This window comes from Thiobacillus thiophilus, assembly GCF_055378705.1.
Window position 1 is genome coordinate 2,226,839 of record NZ_AP042404.1, and the last position, 18,110, is coordinate 2,244,948.

Annotated in this window: 18 protein-coding genes; 8 read left to right on the plus strand and 10 right to left on the minus strand. The window is 63.5% G+C overall.

Annotation, left to right across the window (positions count from 1 at the left end):
* Positions 1-100 precede the first annotated feature (100 nt).
* Positions 101-793, plus strand: a complete 693-nt coding sequence (phoB, locus tag ACZ41T_RS10920; protein ID WP_464921421.1) for a phosphate regulon transcriptional regulator PhoB — start codon at positions 101-103, stop codon at positions 791-793.
* Between the two features lie 33 nt (positions 794-826).
* The gene (phoR, locus tag ACZ41T_RS10925) at positions 827-2,173 is read left to right on the plus strand and encodes a phosphate regulon sensor histidine kinase PhoR (RefSeq protein ID WP_464921422.1); all 1,347 of its coding nucleotides are present in this window, start codon (positions 827-829) and stop codon (positions 2,171-2,173) included.
* Positions 2,174-2,269: 96 nt separating this feature from the next.
* On the opposite strand, the gene ACZ41T_RS10930 is transcribed toward phoR, so the two are convergent.
* The 4 genes from ACZ41T_RS10930 to nadA all read right to left on the minus strand — a co-directional run bounded on the left by ACZ41T_RS10930 (position 2,270) and on the right by nadA (position 8,621).
* Positions 2,270-2,674, minus strand: a complete 405-nt coding sequence (locus tag ACZ41T_RS10930; RefSeq protein ID WP_464921423.1) for an HIT family protein — start codon at positions 2,672-2,674, stop codon at positions 2,270-2,272.
* Positions 2,671-6,486 (minus strand): DUF3683 domain-containing protein, encoded by a 3,816-nt coding sequence (locus ACZ41T_RS10935; RefSeq protein ID WP_464921424.1) that lies wholly within the window; start codon positions 6,484-6,486, stop codon positions 2,671-2,673. Before ACZ41T_RS10935 ends, ACZ41T_RS10930 begins: the two co-directional genes overlap by 4 nt.
* Before the next feature lie 124 nt (positions 6,487-6,610).
* A complete protein-coding gene (locus ACZ41T_RS10940; protein ID WP_464921425.1) occupies positions 6,611-7,543 on the minus strand; it encodes a DUF808 domain-containing protein in 933 nt (310 codons plus the stop codon).
* A gap of 13 nt (positions 7,544-7,556) precedes the next feature.
* Positions 7,557-8,621, minus strand: a complete 1,065-nt coding sequence (gene nadA, locus ACZ41T_RS10945; RefSeq protein ID WP_464921426.1) for a quinolinate synthase NadA — start codon at positions 8,619-8,621, stop codon at positions 7,557-7,559.
* A 125-nt stretch (positions 8,622-8,746) separates the two neighbouring features.
* Between nadA and hda the strand changes: the two genes are divergently transcribed.
* Positions 8,747-9,388 carry a DnaA regulatory inactivator Hda gene (hda, locus tag ACZ41T_RS10950; protein ID WP_464921427.1) on the plus strand — a complete coding sequence of 214 codons (642 nt, stop codon included), beginning with the start codon at positions 8,747-8,749 and terminating at the stop codon, positions 9,386-9,388.
* Between the two features lie 9 nt (positions 9,389-9,397).
* On the opposite strand, the gene trxA is transcribed toward hda, so the two are convergent.
* The 5 genes from trxA to lptM form a co-directional block, all read right to left on the minus strand.
* The gene (trxA, locus tag ACZ41T_RS10955) at positions 9,398-9,781 is read right to left on the minus strand and encodes a thioredoxin (RefSeq protein ID WP_464921428.1); all 384 of its coding nucleotides are present in this window, start codon (positions 9,779-9,781) and stop codon (positions 9,398-9,400) included.
* 167 nt (positions 9,782-9,948) lie between these two features.
* A complete protein-coding gene (locus tag ACZ41T_RS10960; protein ID WP_464921429.1) occupies positions 9,949-10,215 on the minus strand; it encodes a hypothetical protein in 267 nt (88 codons plus the stop codon).
* Positions 10,216-10,641: 426 nt separating this feature from the next.
* A complete protein-coding gene (locus tag ACZ41T_RS10965) occupies positions 10,642-11,337 on the minus strand; it encodes a hypothetical protein (RefSeq protein ID WP_464921430.1) in 696 nt (231 codons plus the stop codon).
* Positions 11,338-11,638: 301 nt separating this feature from the next.
* On the minus strand, positions 11,639-12,883 hold the full coding sequence (gene lysA / locus ACZ41T_RS10970; protein ID WP_464921431.1) for a diaminopimelate decarboxylase: 1,245 nt from the start codon (positions 12,881-12,883) through the stop codon (positions 11,639-11,641).
* A complete protein-coding gene (gene lptM / locus ACZ41T_RS10975; RefSeq protein ID WP_464921432.1) occupies positions 12,880-13,032 on the minus strand; it encodes an LPS translocon maturation chaperone LptM in 153 nt (50 codons plus the stop codon). The genes lysA and lptM overlap by 4 nt, the downstream gene beginning before the upstream one ends.
* A 1-nt stretch (position 13,033) precedes the next feature.
* Between lptM and cyaY the strand changes: the two genes are divergently transcribed.
* Positions 13,034-13,354: an iron donor protein CyaY gene (gene cyaY / locus ACZ41T_RS10980; protein ID WP_464921433.1), complete on the plus strand. Its 321-nt coding sequence runs from the start codon at positions 13,034-13,036 to the stop codon at positions 13,352-13,354.
* Positions 13,355-13,361: 7 nt separating this feature from the next.
* Positions 13,362-13,955: a MarR family winged helix-turn-helix transcriptional regulator gene (locus ACZ41T_RS10985; protein ID WP_464921434.1), complete on the plus strand. Its 594-nt coding sequence runs from the start codon at positions 13,362-13,364 to the stop codon at positions 13,953-13,955.
* On the opposite strand, the gene argH is transcribed toward ACZ41T_RS10985, so the two are convergent.
* A complete protein-coding gene (gene argH / locus ACZ41T_RS10990; protein WP_464921435.1) occupies positions 13,952-15,340 on the minus strand; it encodes an argininosuccinate lyase in 1,389 nt (462 codons plus the stop codon). The two genes, ACZ41T_RS10985 and argH, sit on opposite strands and share 4 nt — an antisense overlap.
* 16 nt (positions 15,341-15,356) lie before the next feature.
* Between argH and ACZ41T_RS10995 the strand changes: the two genes are divergently transcribed.
* The 3 genes from ACZ41T_RS10995 to ACZ41T_RS11005 all read left to right on the plus strand — a co-directional run bounded on the left by ACZ41T_RS10995 (position 15,357) and on the right by ACZ41T_RS11005 (position 18,102).
* On the plus strand, positions 15,357-16,403 hold the full coding sequence (locus ACZ41T_RS10995; RefSeq protein ID WP_464921436.1) for a sensor histidine kinase: 1,047 nt from the start codon (positions 15,357-15,359) through the stop codon (positions 16,401-16,403).
* Entirely contained in the window at positions 16,360-17,124 is a 765-nt protein-coding gene (locus ACZ41T_RS11000) for a LytR/AlgR family response regulator transcription factor (protein ID WP_464921437.1), read from the plus strand. Before ACZ41T_RS10995 ends, ACZ41T_RS11000 begins: the two co-directional genes overlap by 44 nt.
* 387 nt (positions 17,125-17,511) lie before the next feature.
* Positions 17,512-18,102: an NUDIX domain-containing protein gene (locus tag ACZ41T_RS11005; protein ID WP_464923962.1), complete on the plus strand. Its 591-nt coding sequence runs from the start codon at positions 17,512-17,514 to the stop codon at positions 18,100-18,102.
* Positions 18,103-18,110 lie beyond the last annotated feature (8 nt).

Below are 18,110 nucleotides of genomic sequence, written 5' to 3' on the forward strand. Positions count from 1 at the left end.
CGCACGGCTGGCGCGGGTTTGGCATGGGCATGCCGGTGTCATAAATCAGTCATACTGCTGCCATAGTATGGTCACCATCAAAACAGAGCTGGAGTCACCCATGGCTGCCAATATTTTGCTGGTCGAAGACGAACCCGGGATTCAGGAGCTGCTCAGGTTCAACCTGACGCAGGCCGGCCATCAGGTCACTGCCACCGGTGACGCCGAGCATGCGCTGAGCTTCCTCAAGAGCACGTTGCCCGACGTCATCCTGCTCGACTGGATGCTGCCCGGCATGTCGGGCGTCGACCTGTGCCGCCGCCTGCGCAGCGACGAACGCTACCAGCCGATCCCCATCATCATGCTGACCGCGCGCGGCGAAGAGCGCGACAAGGTGCTGGGGCTGGACAGCGGCGCCGACGATTACATCACCAAGCCATTTTCCCCGCGCGAGCTGGTGTCGCGCATCAAGGCCGTGTTGCGCCGCCGTGCGCCGCAGATGACCGACGAACTGGTGGAAATCAACGGCTTGCGGCTCGACCCCGCCAGCCATCGCGTGCAGGGCCGCGGCCAGGCACTGGAACTGGGGCCGACCGAATTTCGCCTGCTGCATTTCTTCATGACGCACCCCGAGCGTGTCTACTCACGCACCCAGCTGCTCGATCAGGTCTGGGGCGACGATGTGTTCGTGGAGGAGCGCACGGTCGACGTCCATATCCGCCGCCTGCGCATGGCGCTGGAGCCGTCCGGTCACGCCGAACTGATCCAGACTGTGCGCGGATCGGGCTACCGATTTTCGGCCGAAGTGAGATAATCTGTCTACGTTGCTTTCATCGGACTGTTAAATATGGGCTTCTGGTGGCGTCCGCTCGGCGTGCTGGCCAGCGTATTGCTGGTTGCCCTGTTTTTATGGGCTGGCTGGGGCTGGGTGGCTGCACTGGGTTTTTTGGCAGGCATCCAGGCCTTCGAGATGCTGCGCCGGCTGTGGCAGGAATTTCGCCTGTCGCGCTGGCTGGAAAGTCCCGATGAAGTGGATCCGCCCGACGCCACCGGCACCTGGGGCGACATTTTCTACCGCCTGCAAAAACTCCAGCGCCGCCAGCGCGTCAGCCGCAGTGAGCTCTCCAACGCGCTCGAACAGTTCGAGCATGCCACGATGGCGGTGCCTGACGGCATGGTCATTCTCAACGGCAATGAGCAGATTGACTGGTGCAATCCCGCTTCGCGCAAGTACATGGGACTGGACTGCGAGCGCGACCGCGGCCAGTTCGTGCGTTACCTGCTGCGGCAGGCGCATTTTCTGGATTTCCTCGACGCCGCCGATTATTCGCGTCGCCTGGTGTGCAAGTCGCCGGTCAACCGCGAGCTGACCCTGTCGCTGCAACTGGTGCCGTTCGGCGAAGGCAAGAAACTGCTGGTCGCGCGCGACATCACCGATCTCGAACGCGTCGACACCATGCGGCGCGATTTCATCGCAAACGTCTCGCATGAATTACGCACCCCGCTGACCGTGGTCGGCGGCTTCGTTGAAACCCTCGCCGATACGCCCGACCTGGCGGCAAGCGAATCGCGTCGCTATTTCGACCTGATGCTCGACCACACCCGGCGCATGCAGCGCCTGCTGGATGATTTACTGACCCTGTCGCGCCTGGAAAGCACCGATCACACGCTAAAAGACGAACTCGTTAATATCGCCGAACTGGCCCATGCACTGAAATCCGAGGCCGAGTCGCTGAGTCACGGGCGGCACCGGGTCAGCCTGCAGCTCGACAGCAGCGCCTGGCTGAAAGGCAATTTGCAGGAGATTCGCAGCGCGCTCGGCAACCTGGTATCGAATGCCGTGCGTTACACCCCCGACGGTGGCGAAATCAACCTGAACTGGCGCGAGCGTGATGGGGAGGGCGTTTTTTCCGTCACCGATACCGGCGAAGGCATCGCCGCCGAACATCTTCCGCGCATGACCGAGCGTTTTTACCGCGTCGACCGCAGCCGCTCGCGCGATACCGGCGGCACCGGGCTCGGGCTCGCCATCGTCAAGCACGTCCTCACCCGCCATAGCGCACGCCTGGACATCCAGTCCATCCCCGGCAAGGGCAGCACCTTTTCTGCCGTCTTCCCCGCGCAGCGCCTGCTGAATGCCCCTCCTTCCGCTACCGTCATTCCTTTCCCCGCGCAGGAGAAAGCCGCCGGGTGAGCGTGGTTCTTGACGCTTCAGCGTCTTTAGTGCGTGGTTGTTGCCGATTCATCGGCTTTACAACCACGGCCTCCCCCTTGCGGGGAGAACCACGGCTTACCCCTTGCGGGTGAGCGAGGCGACGAGCCGCGCACTCAGATCCGGTGGCGCGGCATGCGGCGTGTCGCGTTGTTTTGCGCCCCACACCGGATTGGGGAAATGCGGGTCATCCGCAAAGCGCGGGATCACGTGCCAGTGCAGGTGCGGCACCACGTTGCCGAGCGAGGCGAGGTTGACCTTGTCGGGCGCCATCACCTCGCGTAACGCGGCTTCGGCGGCGAACACCACGCGCATCAAGGCTTGCCGATCGGCGGCCGGCAGGCCGGTCATTTCCTTGACGTGGGCGTTGAGAATGACGCGCAGGAAGCCGGGGTAATCCGGTTCGTCGGCCAGCACCACGCGGCAGAAATCGTCCTGCCATAGCACCGTTCCGCCGGGCGTGTCGCAAAGCGGACAGTTCAAAGCAGTACCCGCTCGATGCCGCCGTTGCCGACCCGCGCGAGATAGCTCGCCATCCAGTTCTCGCCCAGAAGACGCTTCGCCAGCTCGATCACGATGTAATCGGGTTCGGTGCCTGCATCGTCGCTGTAGCGCGCCAGCCCCTGCAGGCACGAGGGGCAACTGGTGAGGAGCTTGACCGGCTGCTTGCCGGGGTTGAGCGCGGCGACGCTGGCGCGGATTTCCTCTTCCTTGCGGAAGCGGATCTGGGTGGAAATGTCCGGCCGGCTGACGGCGAGCGTGCCGGATTCGCCGCAGCAGCGGTCTGACAAAACGACGCCGCCGCCCAGCAGTGCGTTGGCGACTTTCATCGGCGCGTGGGTCTTCATCGGCGTGTGGCAGGGGTCGTGGTAGAGATATTTCTCACCGCTGATGTTTTCCAGTTTCACACCTTTTTCCATCAGGTATTCGTGAATATCGAGCAGCCGGCAGCCGGGGAAGATCTTCTCGAATTCGTATTTCAGAAGCTGGTCCATGCAGGTGCCGCATGACACGATCACGGTCTTGATGTCGAGGTAGTTGAGCGTATTGGCCACGCGATGGAACAGCACGCGGTTGGCGGCGGTGATCGCTTCGCCCTTGTCGGCCTGGCCACCGGCGATCTGCGGATAGCCGCAGCACAGGTAGCCGGGCGGCAGCACGGTCTGCACGCCGAGCTCGAACAGCATCGCCTGGGTGGCGAGCCCCACCTGGGAAAACAGCCGTTCCGAGCCGCAACCGGGAAAATAGAACACCGCGTCGGCATCGTCGGACAGCTTGGCCGGGTTGCGCAGGATCGGCACGATCGACGGATCTTCCAGCCCCAGCAGCGCGCGCGAGGTTTTCTTCGGCAGCCCGCCCGGCATCGGCTTGTTGACCAGATGGATCACCTGCGCAACGAGTTTGGGCCTGCCCAGGGACGCGGGTGGATTCTTCGTCTGCGCCTGGATCAGCCCCATGCGCTTGAACAGGGTGTGACCCATGCGCTGCGCGGCATAGCCCCACTCGATCAGCGGCTTCCGCAGTGCCTTGATGGTGGCGGGGTCGGTGGCGTTGAGGAAGGCCATCGAGGCCCAGGTGCCGGGATTGAATTTCTTCTTGCCCTGCTTGCGCAGCAGGTTGCGCATGGCAATCGAGACGTCGCCGAAGTCGATGTCGACCGGGCAGGGATTCTTGCACTTGTGGCAGATGGTGCAGTGGTCGGCGACGTCGCTGAATTCGTCGAAATGCTTGAGCGAGACGCCGCGCCGGGTCTGCTCCTCGTACAGGAAGGCCTCGATCAGCAGCGAGGTGGCGAGGATCTTGTTGCGCGGTGAGTACAGCAGGTTGGCGCGCGGAATGTGGGTATTGCATACCGGTTTGCACTTGCCGCAGCGCAGGCAGTCCTTGATCGAATCGGCGATGGCGCCGGTCTCGGAGGCTTCGAGGATGATCGATTCGGCTCCCAGCAGACCGAACGACGGCGTGTAGGCGTTGCGCAGGTCCGCGCCGGGCTGAAGTTTGCCCTTGTTGAAATGGTGCGCGGGGTCGACCTTCTTCATGTAGTCGGTGAAGGTCGCGATCGTCGCGGCGTCGAGAAACTCCAGCTTGGTCAGGCCGATGCCGTGCTCGCCTGAAATGACCCCGCCGAGATCGGTGGCGAGTTTCATGATGCGTGCAACTGCGGCGTTGGCAGCCTGCAGCATGGCGTAGTCGTCGGAGTTGACCGGGATGTTGGTGTGCACGTTGCCGTCGCCGGCGTGCATGTGCAGCGCCACGAAGACGCGGCTTCTCAACACCTCTTTATGGATGCGGTCGCAGGCCTCGAGCACCGGGATGTATTCCCGGCCGATGAACAGCTGGTGCAGCTCGCGGCGGACTTCGCGCTTCCACGACACGCGAATGTGCTTGTCGCGCAGGGCGGTGAAGCGGGTGAGCGGAGCGTCGGGAATGGAGGGCGGAGGGCACGCGTCGGCGGGCGGAGTGAAGGGCGCATCGAGGTTGGCCAGGTAATCGGCCCAGCGGGTGCGCACCGTTTCGATCAGCGCCCGTGCGCGCTGGCGCTTGTCCTCCACCTGTGCCGGGTCGGCGACGGTGTCGTCGTCTTCCTGCAGCGGCAACTGCGGCGAGTCGAAGAATTCCGCCAGTGCGTCGAGCAGTTCGAGCTTGTTGGCGATCGACAGTTCGATGTTGATGCGATCGATGCCGTCGGTGTAATCGCCCAGCCGTGGCAGCGGAATCACCACGTCCTCGTTGATCTTGAACGCGTTGGTGTGCGCCGCGATCGCCGCAGTGCGGGCGCGGTCGAGCCAGAAGATCTTGCGGGTTTCGGGCGAAACCGCGATGAAGCCTTCGCCGCCGCGCGCATTGGCGATGCGCACGATACGCGAAGCGGCTTCGCCGACCGCGATCTCGTTGTCCGATACCACGTCGATCAACAGCACCATGTTGGGGCGCGTGGTACGCGGCGCCTTGGTCGCATAGCCGACCGCCTTGACGTAGCGCGCGTCGAGATGCTCCAGCCCGGCGAGCAGGACGTCGGCGTGAGCGTCGCAATAATCCTTGATTTCGACGATTGCCGGGGTGGCCTCGGAGGCGTGGCCGAAGAATTCCAGGCACACGGTGCGGGTGTGCGCCGGCAGCCGGTGCAGGATGAAGCGTGCCGAGGTGATGAGGCCGTCGCAGCCTTCCTTCTGGATGCCGGGCAGGCCGGCGAGGAATTTGTCGGTGACGTCCTTGCCCAGCCCGGTCTTGCGGAAGCGGCTGCCGGGGATGAGGAGAATTTCCGGCGAGCCTTTCGGTGTCTTGCCGTCGGCGGCAAAGCGGCGGACCTCGAAAGTGGCCGAGACTACGTCGTGAATCTTGCCGCGGTTGTGGTTGAGCCGGGTGACTTCGATCCAGTCGGCATCCGGCGTGACCATGCGCCACGACACCAGGTTGTCCAGCGCGGTGCCCCACAGCACGGCCTTTTTGCCGCCCGCGTTCATCGACACGTTGCCGCCGATGGTGGAAGCATCCGCCGAGGTCGGGTCGACCGCGAACACCAGCCCGGCCGCGTCGGCTGCTTCCATTACCCGCTTGGTGACAACGCCGGCGCCGCAGTGGATCGTCGGCACTTCGAATTCGACGCCGGGCAGGTGGGTCATTTCCACCGCGCTCATCGTCTCGAGCTTTTCGGTGTTGATCACCGCGGCCCGGTCGGTGAGCGGTATCGCGCCGCCGGTGTAGCCGGTGCCGCCGCCGCGCGGAATGACGGTCAACCCCAGTTCGATCAGCCCGGCCACCAGCCCGGCCATCTCGGCCTCGCTGTCCGGAGTCAGCACCACGAACGGGTATTCCACCCGCCAGTCGGTGGCGTCGGTGACATGCGAGACGCGCGCCAGGCCGTCGAATGAAATGTTGTCGCGCCGGGTCACCCCGGCCAGTCGGCGCAGGATGCGCGTGCGCAGGCTGGCGGTGTCGGCGAACCAGGTCTCGAATTCATACACCGTGCGCGTGGCCGCTCCCAGCAGCTGGCCGACCAGTTCGTTGCCCTGCCGCCGCACCTCGATCTCGTGCAGACGATGCCGCAGCGCCTCGATCAGCATCTGCCGCCGCTTGGGATTGTCGAGCAGGTCGTCTTCCAGATAGGGGTTGCGCCGCACCACCCAGATATCGCCCAGCACCTCGAACAGCATGCGTGCGGAGCGCCCCGTCTTGCGCTCGCCGCGCAGGGTATTGAGCACGTCCCAGGCGTCTGCGCCGAGCAGGCGAATGACGATTTCGCGGTCGGAAAACGAGGTGTAGTTGTAGGGGATTTCGCGCAAGCGTGCGGTCATGCCGGGTCGTGTCCGGGCGTCGCCGGGGCGACGCCGAATTCATCTGCTTCAAAGCCGGTATTTTACGGGATATGGGCGCAAGCCGTGAGCCGTCACACGGCAAGCCGCAATCAGCCGGAGCGGATTATCCGAACAGGCGCCGGGTTGCCGTTACAACGCCCACAATCAGCCCGCCTGCGACAACACCCGTCAGCACATCGATGAGCAGCGGAGTGAGCGCGGCCAGCATGTCGCCGATGGCCGGCAGGGTTGCCGCGACATGGGTGGCGGCGCCGACAAGCTCGTGTGAACCCGGTATGCCGTGGATCAGGATGCTGCCGCCGACCAGGAACATCGCCGCGGTGCCGACCACCGTGAGGGTTTTCATCAGGAATGGCGCGGCGCGCAGAATGCCGCGTCCGAGGCTGCGCTGCAGGCGGGCAAAGCCGTCACCCGGCCGCTGGCTGAGATGGAGTCCGGCATCGTCGAGCTTGACGATGCCGGCGACCAGGCCATACACCCCGATGGTCATCAGGATGGCGATGATGGCCAGCACTGCGACCTGCATGCCGAATGACACGGCCGCGACCGAGCCCAGGGTGATGACGATGATTTCGGCGGACAGGATGAAGTCGGTGCGCACCGCGCCCCTGACCTTGTCGCGTTCCTGCGCCACCAGATCGACCACCGGGTCGGCCAGCGCCTGGGTGAGTTCGGCGTGGTGCGCCGCGGCTTCCTCACGATGCAGGAATTTGTGCGCCAGTTTTTCGAAGCCCTCGAAGCATAGGAATGCGCCGCCCAGCATGAGAAACGGCGTGATCGCCCAGGGCGCCAGCGCGCTGATGGCGAGCGCGGCGGGAACCAGAATGAGCTTGTTCCTGAATGAGCCCTTGGCCACGGCCCAAACCACCGGCAGTTCGCGCTCGGCTTTCACCCCGGTGACCTGCTGCGCGTTGAGCGCCAGATCGTCGCCGAGCACGCCGGTGGTTTTCTTGGCGGCGACCTTGGTCATCACCGACACATCGTCGAGGATGGTGGCGATATCGTCGAGCAGGGCGAGCAGGCTGGCTCCGGCCATGGTTACGCTCGGTTCAGTCGCCGAGCTGGATCTGCCCGGTTTTTTCGGCCGCTGCAAAATCCAGCATGCGCTGGATCGATACGGCGGCTTTAACGCGGATGGATTCCTCGATATGGATTTCGTTGTCGCCGTTTTCCAGCACGGCGGCGAGTTTTCTCAGGCCGTTCATCGCCATCCACGGGCAGTGTGCGCAGGAAACACAGGTGGCGCCCTCGCCCGCGGTCGGCGCTTCCAGCAGGAGCTTGCCGGGTGCGGCGGCGTGCATCTTGTGGAAAATGCCGTTGTCGGTAGCGACGATGAATTCCGGATTGGGCAGGGTACGAACCGCCTCGATCAATTGCGTGGTCGAACCGACCACGTCGGCCAGCGCGATCACCGATTGCGGCGATTCGGGGTGAACCAGCACCGCTGCATGGGGGTGCTCGGCGCGCAGCTTCTTCAGCGCCTCGGCCTTGAACGCCTCGTGCACCACGCACGAGCCCTGCCACAGCAGCATGTCGGCACCGCTGATGCGCTGTACGTACTCACCCAGATGGCGGTCTGGCGCCCACAGCAGTTTGTGGCCTTGCCGGTGCAGGTATTTGACGATCCTGGCGGCGATGCCGGAGGTGACGACCCAGTCGGCACGCGCCTTGACCGCCGCGCTGGTATTGGCGTAGACGACCGAGATCCGGTCCGGGTGGGCGTCGCAAAAGGCGGCGAATTCGTCCGTCGGGCAGGCCAGGTCGAGCGAGCACTCGGCGCCAAGGTCAGGCATGAGGACGCGCTTTTCCGGGTTGAGGATCTTGGCGGTTTCGCCCATAAACTTGACGCCGGCGACGATCAGCGTCTTCGCCGGATGGGCGTGGCCGAAGCGCGCCATCTCCAGCGAATCCGACACGCAGCCACCGGTTTCCTCGGCCAGATCCTGCAGGTCGGCCGAGGTGTAGTAATGCGCAACCAGCACCGCATCCTGCTGTTTCATCAGTGTCTTGATGCGCGCTTTCAGCGTCGCGCGCTCGGCGTCGTCGAGCACTTCCTCCACCATCGGCGGCGGCTGGATCACGGGTTTGACCGGAACGGGAAAGGCAAGGCTCATGGGGACGACTTGGGATCGATAGATGAAAGGTTTTCAAGTATAGCGCTGCGCGGCAGGCGTTTTCACCTGGCGGCGCCAGGGTTTTTCTGGAGTGGGCCGGGGCTTTTGCCTTATCCTAGCGCCCCATGCAGCAGCTCCTTCTCGATATCCGTCCCCCCGCCCAGCCTGAACTTACCCGCTTTGTGGCGGGGCGCAATATCGAGTTGATGGCGCAGCTTGCAGCCATGCTCGACGGCAGCGCGGTCGAGCGCATGGTCTATCTGTGGGGCGCGCCGGGCAGCGGCAAGAGTTATCTGCTGGCCGCCTGGGCGCATGCCTGCCGGACGAACGGGATGACGGTCGATTTCAGCGGACAGCAGGCCGCGCAGGCGGTGATCGCGGATCAGGTGGAGTCATGGAGTGCGGTACAGCAACACGCCGGTTTTGCCGCGTTCAACCGGGTGCGCGAAGCAGGTGGGTTGTGGCTGGCCGCGGGCAGCGTGGCGCCGGCCGAACTGCCGCTAATGCCGGAATTGCAGACCCGCCTGGGCTGGGGACTGGTGTTCCAGATGCAGGCCCTGGACGACGCCGAAAAGCGTGCCGCACTGGCGCAGCACGCCGAAACCCTGGGGTTTCGATTGGAGCCCCAGGTGGTGGACTATCTGCTGAATCACACCGCGCGCGACATGCAGAGCCTGTTGCGGGTGCTGGAGGCGCTGGACCGTTTTAGTCTCGAAACGCGGCGCCCGATCACGCTGCCGCTGCTGCGGCAGCTATTGAGAGCCTGACAAGGCCAATCAAGCCTGGTCCTGTGGGCCCTGTGCCTGCTGCTCGGCGATGTCCTTGTGGACCTGCGCCATGTCCAGCCCCATTATTTGATCGATCAGCGAATCGAGTGCGTTGGCGGGCAGCGAGCCGGCTTCGGAGAAAAGAATGACCTGTTCGCGGAACACCATCAGCGTGGGAATGGAGCGGATCTGGAAATAGCCGGCCAGATCCTGTTCGGCTTCGGTGTTGACCTTGGCGAAGACGATGTCGGCATGCTTCTCGGATGCCGCTTCGAAAATCGGCGCAAAGCCACGGCAGGGGCCGCACCACGGCGCCCAGAAGTCGACGACGACGATGTCGTTGCCCTTGATGGTGGATTCGAAGTTGTCCTGGGTGAGTTCGATGACGGCCATGCGGGTTCCTGCGAAATAGTGGAAATAAAAAGGCGCGAGGACGAATCCATCGCGCCTAGTGCCACCGTATCACGGATGGCGGGCCCCCGACAATCCGGGGCTTCTTATGGGTAGTCCAGCCAGGCTGCCCGCTACCCAGGGCCAGTCGGCTTCGACTGGCCTAAAACTTATTTGGCGAAAGCCTGACTGAAAAGGCCGCGCCTTTGCTCGATCGGCTGGGCGCCGCGCGTCACATTCTGGTTGTGCTTGAGGTTGACGCGCACTTCGGCGCGGTTGACCGCCATGATGAGCTCGGTCGCCAGCACCCGTGCCTGATGCGGGGTGAGGTTGAGCGAATACCCGTGTGCCTGGAGCGTAAGCTCCACGCGGCCGCGACCCTGAGCATCTTCTTTCAAACTGATTTCCAGGGTGTTACCGGGCTCAAGTTCGATCATGTAGGTCTTTCCTTGCGTTGTCTCTGCAAGGTGTTCAGCAGGGTTCATGCCAGCCTCACGGCTCGTCCGATGGCGTGGAAAACCGCATTAAATCAGGCGGGTTTGACGGCTTGATGACGCGGCGCCGACACGGCTTTGATGAAGCCTCGTCAAAACCGTGGGTGAATTCGTCATTCCTGGGGGAGGGACGCGAGCGGCTGGGTCGTGCCGAAGGTGGCACTGCGGCCGCGTGTCAGCAGGGTGCCGAGCAGCAGGCCGCCGACGATAACCCAGCCAATGGGCGAGCGCGAGCGGCACCGCGCCCAGAATCATCGCGGCGGTGGTAATCCGGCTGTTCGAGATTGGCGGCATAGGCCTTGTCTCACGGCCGCAGCAATAAAAAACGGGGGCCAGGCCCCCGTTTCAGATTGGGCAGTGCCCGACCTGTTAGAGCCCGAAAGGCTTGATGACCGAAACTGCCGGAGCGGGAGAAGGCGCGGCTGCGGGTGCAGCCGGCTTGGCCGGGGCGGGTTTGGGGGCAGCCTTTTTGGCGGCCGGCTTGGCCGGAGCGGCTTTCTTGGCCGCCGGTTTTTTGGCGGCGACTGCCTTTTTGGCCGGAGCGGCTTTCTTGGCTACCGGTTTTTTGGCGGCGACTGCCTTTTTGGCCGGAGCGGCCTTCTTGGCTACCGGTTTTTTGGCGGCGACTGCCTTTTTGGCCGGAGCGGCCTTCTTGGCTACCGGTTTTTTGGCGGCGACTGCCTTTTTAGCCGGAGCGGCCTTCTTGGCTACCGGTTTTTTGGCGGCGACTGCCTTTTTAGCCGGAGCGGCTTTCTTGGCTACCGGTTTTTTGGCGGCGACTGCCTTTTTAGCCGGAGCGGCCTTCTTGGCTGCCGGTTTTTTGGCGGCGACTGCCTTTTTAGCCGGAGCGGCCTTCTTGGCTACCGGTTTTTTGGCGGCGACTGCCTTTTTAGCCGGAGCGGCCTTCTTGGCTACCGGTTTTTTGGCGGCGACTGCCTTTTTAGCCGGAGCGGCCTTCTTGGCTACGGGCTTGGCGACTGCCTTTTTGATGGTGGGTTTGGCAGCGGATTTGACTGCGGCCTTCTTGGCCACCGGTTTGGCGGCGGGTTTTTTTGCTATTGCCATTTGACACTCCTTAGAAGTTGAACACATTCACTAGTCACTACAGCTTGAAGCCACGTGCAGTCAGAATTTGCACTTCCAAAGCGTGGTACCGACAGGCGACCGGCTTGCCCGAAACCCGCTAAGCACGGGTGATACCGAGGCTCCGCTTGGTGAGCCTCATTCTAGTTACTTTTTCGGGAGGTACAACGAATAGTCAAGTCTCCACGAAAACAATTCGATTGAAACTGTCGCAGCCAAGCAAAATGTATCGGTTCGATACTAAAAAGACGGAATATTGGCGCCTGGGCTTTGCCAATGAAAGTCAATCAACAAGCCGTTCTCCAGTCATCAGGCCGGACTGGGTTTCACGTTCGCGGATGAGATGAATTTCATTTCTGTCGATCATGGTTTCGGCCGCTCGTGGACGCGAATTGTAGTTCGACGCCATGCTCATGCCGTAGGCGCCCGCCGAAAGCAGCGCCAGCAGGTCGCCTTCCTCGATCGCGAGATCGCGCGCAAAGCCAAGAAAATCACCGGTTTCGCAGATCGGGCCGACGATGTCGTAACATTTTTTCGTCGTTTGCCGTTGGTTGACGGCGACGATGTCGTGATACGCCTCGTACAGGGCGGGGCGCATCAGGTCATTCATCGCCGCGTCGACGATGGCGAAATTCTTGTCTTCGCCCGGCTTCAGATACTCGACCCGGGTGAGCAGCAGGCCTGCGTTGCCGACCAGCGAGCGGCCCGGTTCCAGCAGCAGCTTCTCGCGGCGCCCGGCAAAGCGGGCCGCCAGCGTGCGGCCGTAGGCGGCGAGGTCGGGCGGTGTTTCGTCGTGGTAGCGGATGCCGATGCCGCCGCCGAGGTCGATGTGCTGCAGCGCGATACCCTCGGCCGCCAGCGTGTCGACCAGCGCGAGCACGCGGTCGGCGGCATCAACCAGCGGCGACAGGTCGGTGAGCTGTGAGCCGATGTGACAGTCGATGCCGGTGGTCTTCAGGTTCGGCAGGCTGGCGGCCAGACGATAGAGCGCAGGGGCGTCGGCAATCGGCACGCCGAACTTGTTTTCCTTGAGCCCGGTAGAGATATACGGATGCGTCTTCGGGTCGACGTCGGGGTTGACGCGAAACGAAATCGGGGCGACCTTGCCCAGTTCGCCCGCGATGCGGTTCAAGCGATGCAGCTCGCTGACCGACTCGACGTTGAAGCAGAGGATGCCGGCGTCGAGCGCGGCGCGCATCTCGTCCGCGGTCTTGCCGACGCCGGAGAACACTGTTTTATTGGCGTCGCCGCCGGCGGCCAGCACGCGGGCCAATTCGCCGCCCGATACGATGTCGAAGCCGGCGCCGAGGCGGGCGAACAGGTTGAGAATCGCCAGGCTTGAATTGGCCTTGACTGCGTAGCAGATGAGATGAGGCGTGGCGGCAAACGCCTCGGCGTAGGCCTGGTAGGCGGATTCGAGCGCCTGCCGGGAATAGACATACAGTGGCGTGCCGTAGCGTTCGGCAAGCGCGTCCAGCGCCACGCCTTCCAGATAAAGGCGGCCGTCGATGCGATGCAAAGTGTTCAATTGGAAGTCCGTTGCGGTGCGGGGGAATTTTCGGGAAGATACAGGTCACCCTTGGAGCCGCAGGCAGTCAGGCCCAGCCCGCACAGCAACAAGGACACTATATATAGGGTGCGCAGTTTCATGCGCGAAATGTTAGCACGGGACACCATGATGCAAATCGAATCAGGCGAGGCCGAATTCAATCAGGCCGCCGCAGCAACGCTGACCCACATCGAACAGGCGCTGGAAGACGCCGAGCTGGATTTCGAGACGCCTGCGGATGGCATCATCGAGGTCGAGTTCGACGACGGCAGCAAGATCATCATCAATCGTCACGGCGTCGCGCGCGAAATCTGGGTCGCCGCACGCTCGGGCGGCTTCCATTTCAAGCCGCAGAACGCCGGCTGGGTCGACACCCGGAGTGGCGAGCCGCTGTATGACAAGCTCGCTGCCCTGATCGCCGCACAGGGCGGCGTCATGGTTCGCTTCTGACACGCACTTGAAAAGCCAGGCGCTCACCCTGTTTGACCTGGTCGAGCGGCTATCGCTGCTGACCCGGGCCGACCTGCGGCAGGCGGGCGCGGCGCAAGGGTTGCAGCCGGTGCACCTGCAGGTATTGTTCTATCTGAATCAGGCCAACCGCTTCAGCAACACACCGCAGGCCCTGACCGAATACCTCGGGCTGACCAAGGGCACGGTATCGCAGACGGTACTGGTGCTGGCGCGGCGGCGGCTGTTGTCGCGTTATGCCGATCCCCGCGATGGCCGGGTGGTGCGGCTGATCCTGACCGAGGGGGGTACCACGCTGTTGAAGACGCTGAGCGCCGGCAGCGCCTGGCGCGACATCGTGCAAACCGCCAGCTCCGCGCGGGTGACGTCGGCAATGGTGGTGTTGCGACAGGTGCTGGCGCAGGTGCAGGCGCAAAGTGGGAAACGCAGTTTTGGCGTCTGTGCGACTTGTCGCCACAATCAGCGGCTGGGGCCGCGCAGCTATTTTTGCGGACTCATGCAGGAAAAACTCGGCAGCCCCGAGGTGCGACGGATCTGCCGCGAGCATGCGCCGCCGCTGGCGCGAACCGAGCCTGCGGCTTAAATACGCTGGCGCGCGCGCGCGATGGCCGCGCGAACCTGCACCGGTGCGGTGCCGCCGAAGTGGTCGCGGGCGGCGAGCGAGCCTTCCAGCGTCAGCACGGCGTAGACATCCTCCGCAATCATCGGGCTGAAGGCCTGTAATTCATCGAGCGACAGTTCGGCCAGGTCGCGCCCGCTGCTGTCGGCCGCACGCACGGCGCGCGCCACCACTTCATGCGCATCACGGAAAGGCGCGCCCTTCTTCACCAGATAATCGGCCAGATCGGTAGCGGTGGCGAAGCCCTGCATCACCGCGGCGCGCATCGCGTCGGGTTTGACGGTGACGCCGGTGAGCATGTCGGCGTAGATTGCCAGGGTGTCGGTCAGCGTGTCGACGGTGTCGAACAGCGGCTCCTTGTCTTCCTGGTTGTCCTTGTTGTAGGCCAGCGGCTGGCCCTTCATCAGCGTGAGCAGAGCGACCAGGTGGCCGTTGACCCGGCCGGTCTTGCCGCGCACCAGTTCGGGTACGTCGGGGTTTTTCTTCTGCGGCATGATGGAAGAGCCGGTGCAGAAGCGGTCGGCGAGGTCGATGAAGCCGAAGCGCGGACTCATCCACAGGATCAGCTCTTCCGACAGGCGCGACAGGTGCGTCATTACCAGCGCAGCGGCAGCGGTGAATTCAATGGCGAAGTCGCGGTCGGAGACGGCGTCGAGCGAGTTTTCGCACACGGCGTCGAAGCCGAGCTGGTCGGCGACGAACTGGCGGTCGATCGGATAGCTGGTGCCGGCCAGCGCGGCGGCGCCCAGCGGCAGGCGATTGACGCGGCGGCGGCAGTCGGTCATGCGTTCGGCATCGCGCGCCAGCATCTCGAAATAGGCCAGCAGGTGATGACCGAAGGTCACCGGCTGCGCCACCTGCAGGTGGGTGAAGCCGGGCATCACGGTGTCGGCGTGCGCCTCGGCAAGGTCGACCAGCGAAGTCTGGCAGGCGCGGAGCCCGGCCAGAATACGGTCGATCGCGTCGCGCAGGAACAGGCGGATATCGGTCGCCACCTGGTCGTTGCGGCTGCGCCCGGTGTGCAGCCGCTTGCCGGCGTCGCCGATTTTCGCCGTCAGCGCGGCTTCGATGTTGAGATGGACGTCTTCCCTGTCCAGCGACCAGACGAATCCGCCGGCGCGAATCTCGGCCAGCAGCTCGGCCATGCCGCGCCGGATCGAGTCCAGATCTTCCTTGGTGAGGACGCCGACGTGGTGCAACATGGCCGCGTGCGCCAGCGAACCCTGAATATCGAACTCGGCCAGCCGATAATCGAAGGGAATCGATGCGGTGTAGCGTTTGACGATTTCTGAAACCGGCTCGGAAAAGCGGCCGGACCACGCTGCAGGCGGCGTCGATGACGTGCTCATGGGATAAAAGCAGGGAATGAAAAGAAAGAATCATAACAACCGGCAGGTCGAATTGCCGAACTTCTGTCACCTCGGGGTGAACCTGCGCATCGCGCTGACGGTGGAAGCGGCGCTGCTGGCCGGGGGGGTGGCGCGGGCAGCGGATGCGCAGGCGTTCTGGGCGGAGTTCATTGCCTTGTCGGCACTGGCGCAGCCGGCGCTGCTGCTGACCCTGCTGGCCCTGTGCGCGGCAGGGCGCTGGCTGCGCGGTCGGCCTTATCCCGTTGGCGTGGGATTCACGCTGGCGCTGGGCATGGCGGTTCCGCTGCTGGCGTCGCTGTGGCTCAACCCGCTTATGGCAGGCATGCCGCCGGTTTCGCCGGCAGGCGTGGCGATGTTCGCGCTGCTGCTCGGCGCGGGCCTGCTCGGCTACTTCAACCTGCGCGCCCGCGCCCTGTCGCCCGCCATTACCGAGGCGCGCCTGCAGGCCTTGCAGGCGCGCATCCGCCCGCATTTCCTGTTCAACAGCCTCAACGCCGTGCTGTCGCTGGTGCGCAGCGATCCGCGCCGTGCCGAGCGCGCGCTGGAAAACATGGCCGACCTGTTCCGCGCGCTGATGGGCGATGCCCGCCAGTTGGCGTCGCTGGAAGACGAGGTCGCGCTCACCCGCGCCTATCTGGAGCTGGAGCAGCTGCGCCTGGGCGACCGGCTGCAGGTGGCCTGGCACATCAACAAGATGCCGGGCGATGCGCTGATTCCGCCGCTGGTGATCCAGCCGCTGGTGGAAAACGCGGTGTATCACGGCATCGAACCGCTGACGGACGGCGGCGAAATCAGCCTCAATATCTATCGCAGTGCCGACAAGGTGCACATCGTGGTGCGCAATCCGCTCGCCACAGAAGCCGGCCACCATAAGGGCAACCGCATCGCGCTGGCGAATATCCGCGAGCGGCTGCTGCTGCATTTCGACCTCGACGCCCAGCTCAAGTTGGAACCGCTGGGCGCCGTTTATCAGGTGCACATCGTCATTCCCTACACCCATGAACGCACCCAACCTGCCCCTGCGCGTCCTCATCGTCGATGACGAGGCGCCGGCACGTCACCGCCTGCGCGACGTGCTGGCGGACTGCGTCGGCCAGCTGCAGGTCGACATTGTCGGCGAAGCCGACAACGGGCTGGATGCGCTGAGCCAGGCACAGCAGCAGCCGGTCGATGCGGTGTTGCTCGACATCCGTATGCCCGGCATGGACGGTCTCGAATGTGCCGCCCATCTCAACCGGCTGCCGGCTCCGCCCGCCATCGTCTTCAGCACCGCCTACGATGCCTATGCCTGTCAGGCGTTCGATCTGAATGCCGTCGACTACCTGCTGAAGCCGGTGCGTGCAGACCGCCTGGTGCGCGCCCTGTCGCGGGCGCACCGGCTGAATGCGACGACGCTCGAGCATCTGCGCGAAGTGCATCCGAAGGCGCGCACCCACCTGTCGGTCAACGAGAAAGGCCGCATCGTGCTGATCCCGGTGGCGGATATTCTTTATCTCAAGGCGGAACTCAAATACGTCACCGTGCGCACCGCCGCCCGCGAATTTCTGATTGAAGAATCGCTCACCCGGCTGGAAAACGAATTCGGCGACGCCTTCCTGCGCATTCATCGCAACTGCCTGGTCGCCAGGGTACGCATCCGCGAAATCGGCAAATTGCCCGGCGACGACGACGGCCATTTTTTGAAGTTGGATGGTCAGGATGAGCGCCTGATGGTGAGCCGGCGCCAGTACACCGCTTTGCGCGAAAAAATCAGGGCTTTTTAAGGCACTGCAGCCCGCATGGATGGGTTCAAACGGACCTGAAATCCAGGAGAAAAACAGCGATATCGGCAATCGCCCCCGGCTTTTGACCGGATTGGTGAAAACAATTGCTTTATTTATCAGTGCGTTAATTCGCGCCTACAACTAAAGTTGTATATCCAGCATTGGATTTCCTTTGTACGATTCGGTGGCTTGCTGTTTGTTGCTCAGCAGGCAGGAAGTTCTCCGCAACGGGGGTTATACCCCCCATGTTCTGCCGGGTTCGCAAGAGCCCGGCATTTTTTTTGTGCGCTCGGTATCATGTCGATTATGAAAAACGAGACCCCCAACCAGCACCCGCAAGGGGTGGGCCGTGGTTGTCCCCGCAAGGGGGAGGCCGTGAATGTAAAGCTGCTAAAGCAGCAACATTCACGCACTAAGGACGCTGAAGCGTCAACAACCACGCTCACAGAAACCGAACTGGCCAGCGAAACCGTCTTCAAGGGCCGGCTGCTGCACGTCAAGTGCGACCGCGTTCGCCTGCCCAATGGAAAAGAATCGACGCGCGAATACATCGTCCATCCGGGGGCCGTCGTCATCATCCCGGTGTTCGACAACGGCGACCTGCTGCTGGAACGCCAGCACCGTTATCCGCTGCACCGCGATTTCATCGAACTGCCGGCGGGCAAGATCGACCCCGGCGAGGACGACCTCAGCTGCGCCAGGCGCGAACTGGAAGAGGAAACCGGCTATACCGCCAGCGAGTGGCGCGAGGTCACCACCATTTATCCCTGCATCGGCTATTCCGACGAGCGGCTGGCGTTCTATCTGGCGCGCGGGCTCACGGCAGGCAACCATGGCCGCGACCCCGACGAATTCCTGGAAATCCTGCGGCTGCCGTTCGCCGAGGCGATGGGCTGGCTGCGCAGCGGCAAGATCTGCGAGACCAAGACCGTGATCGGGCTGTTCTGGCTGGAGAAGATGCTAATCGAAGGCTGGTAGGCCGATGA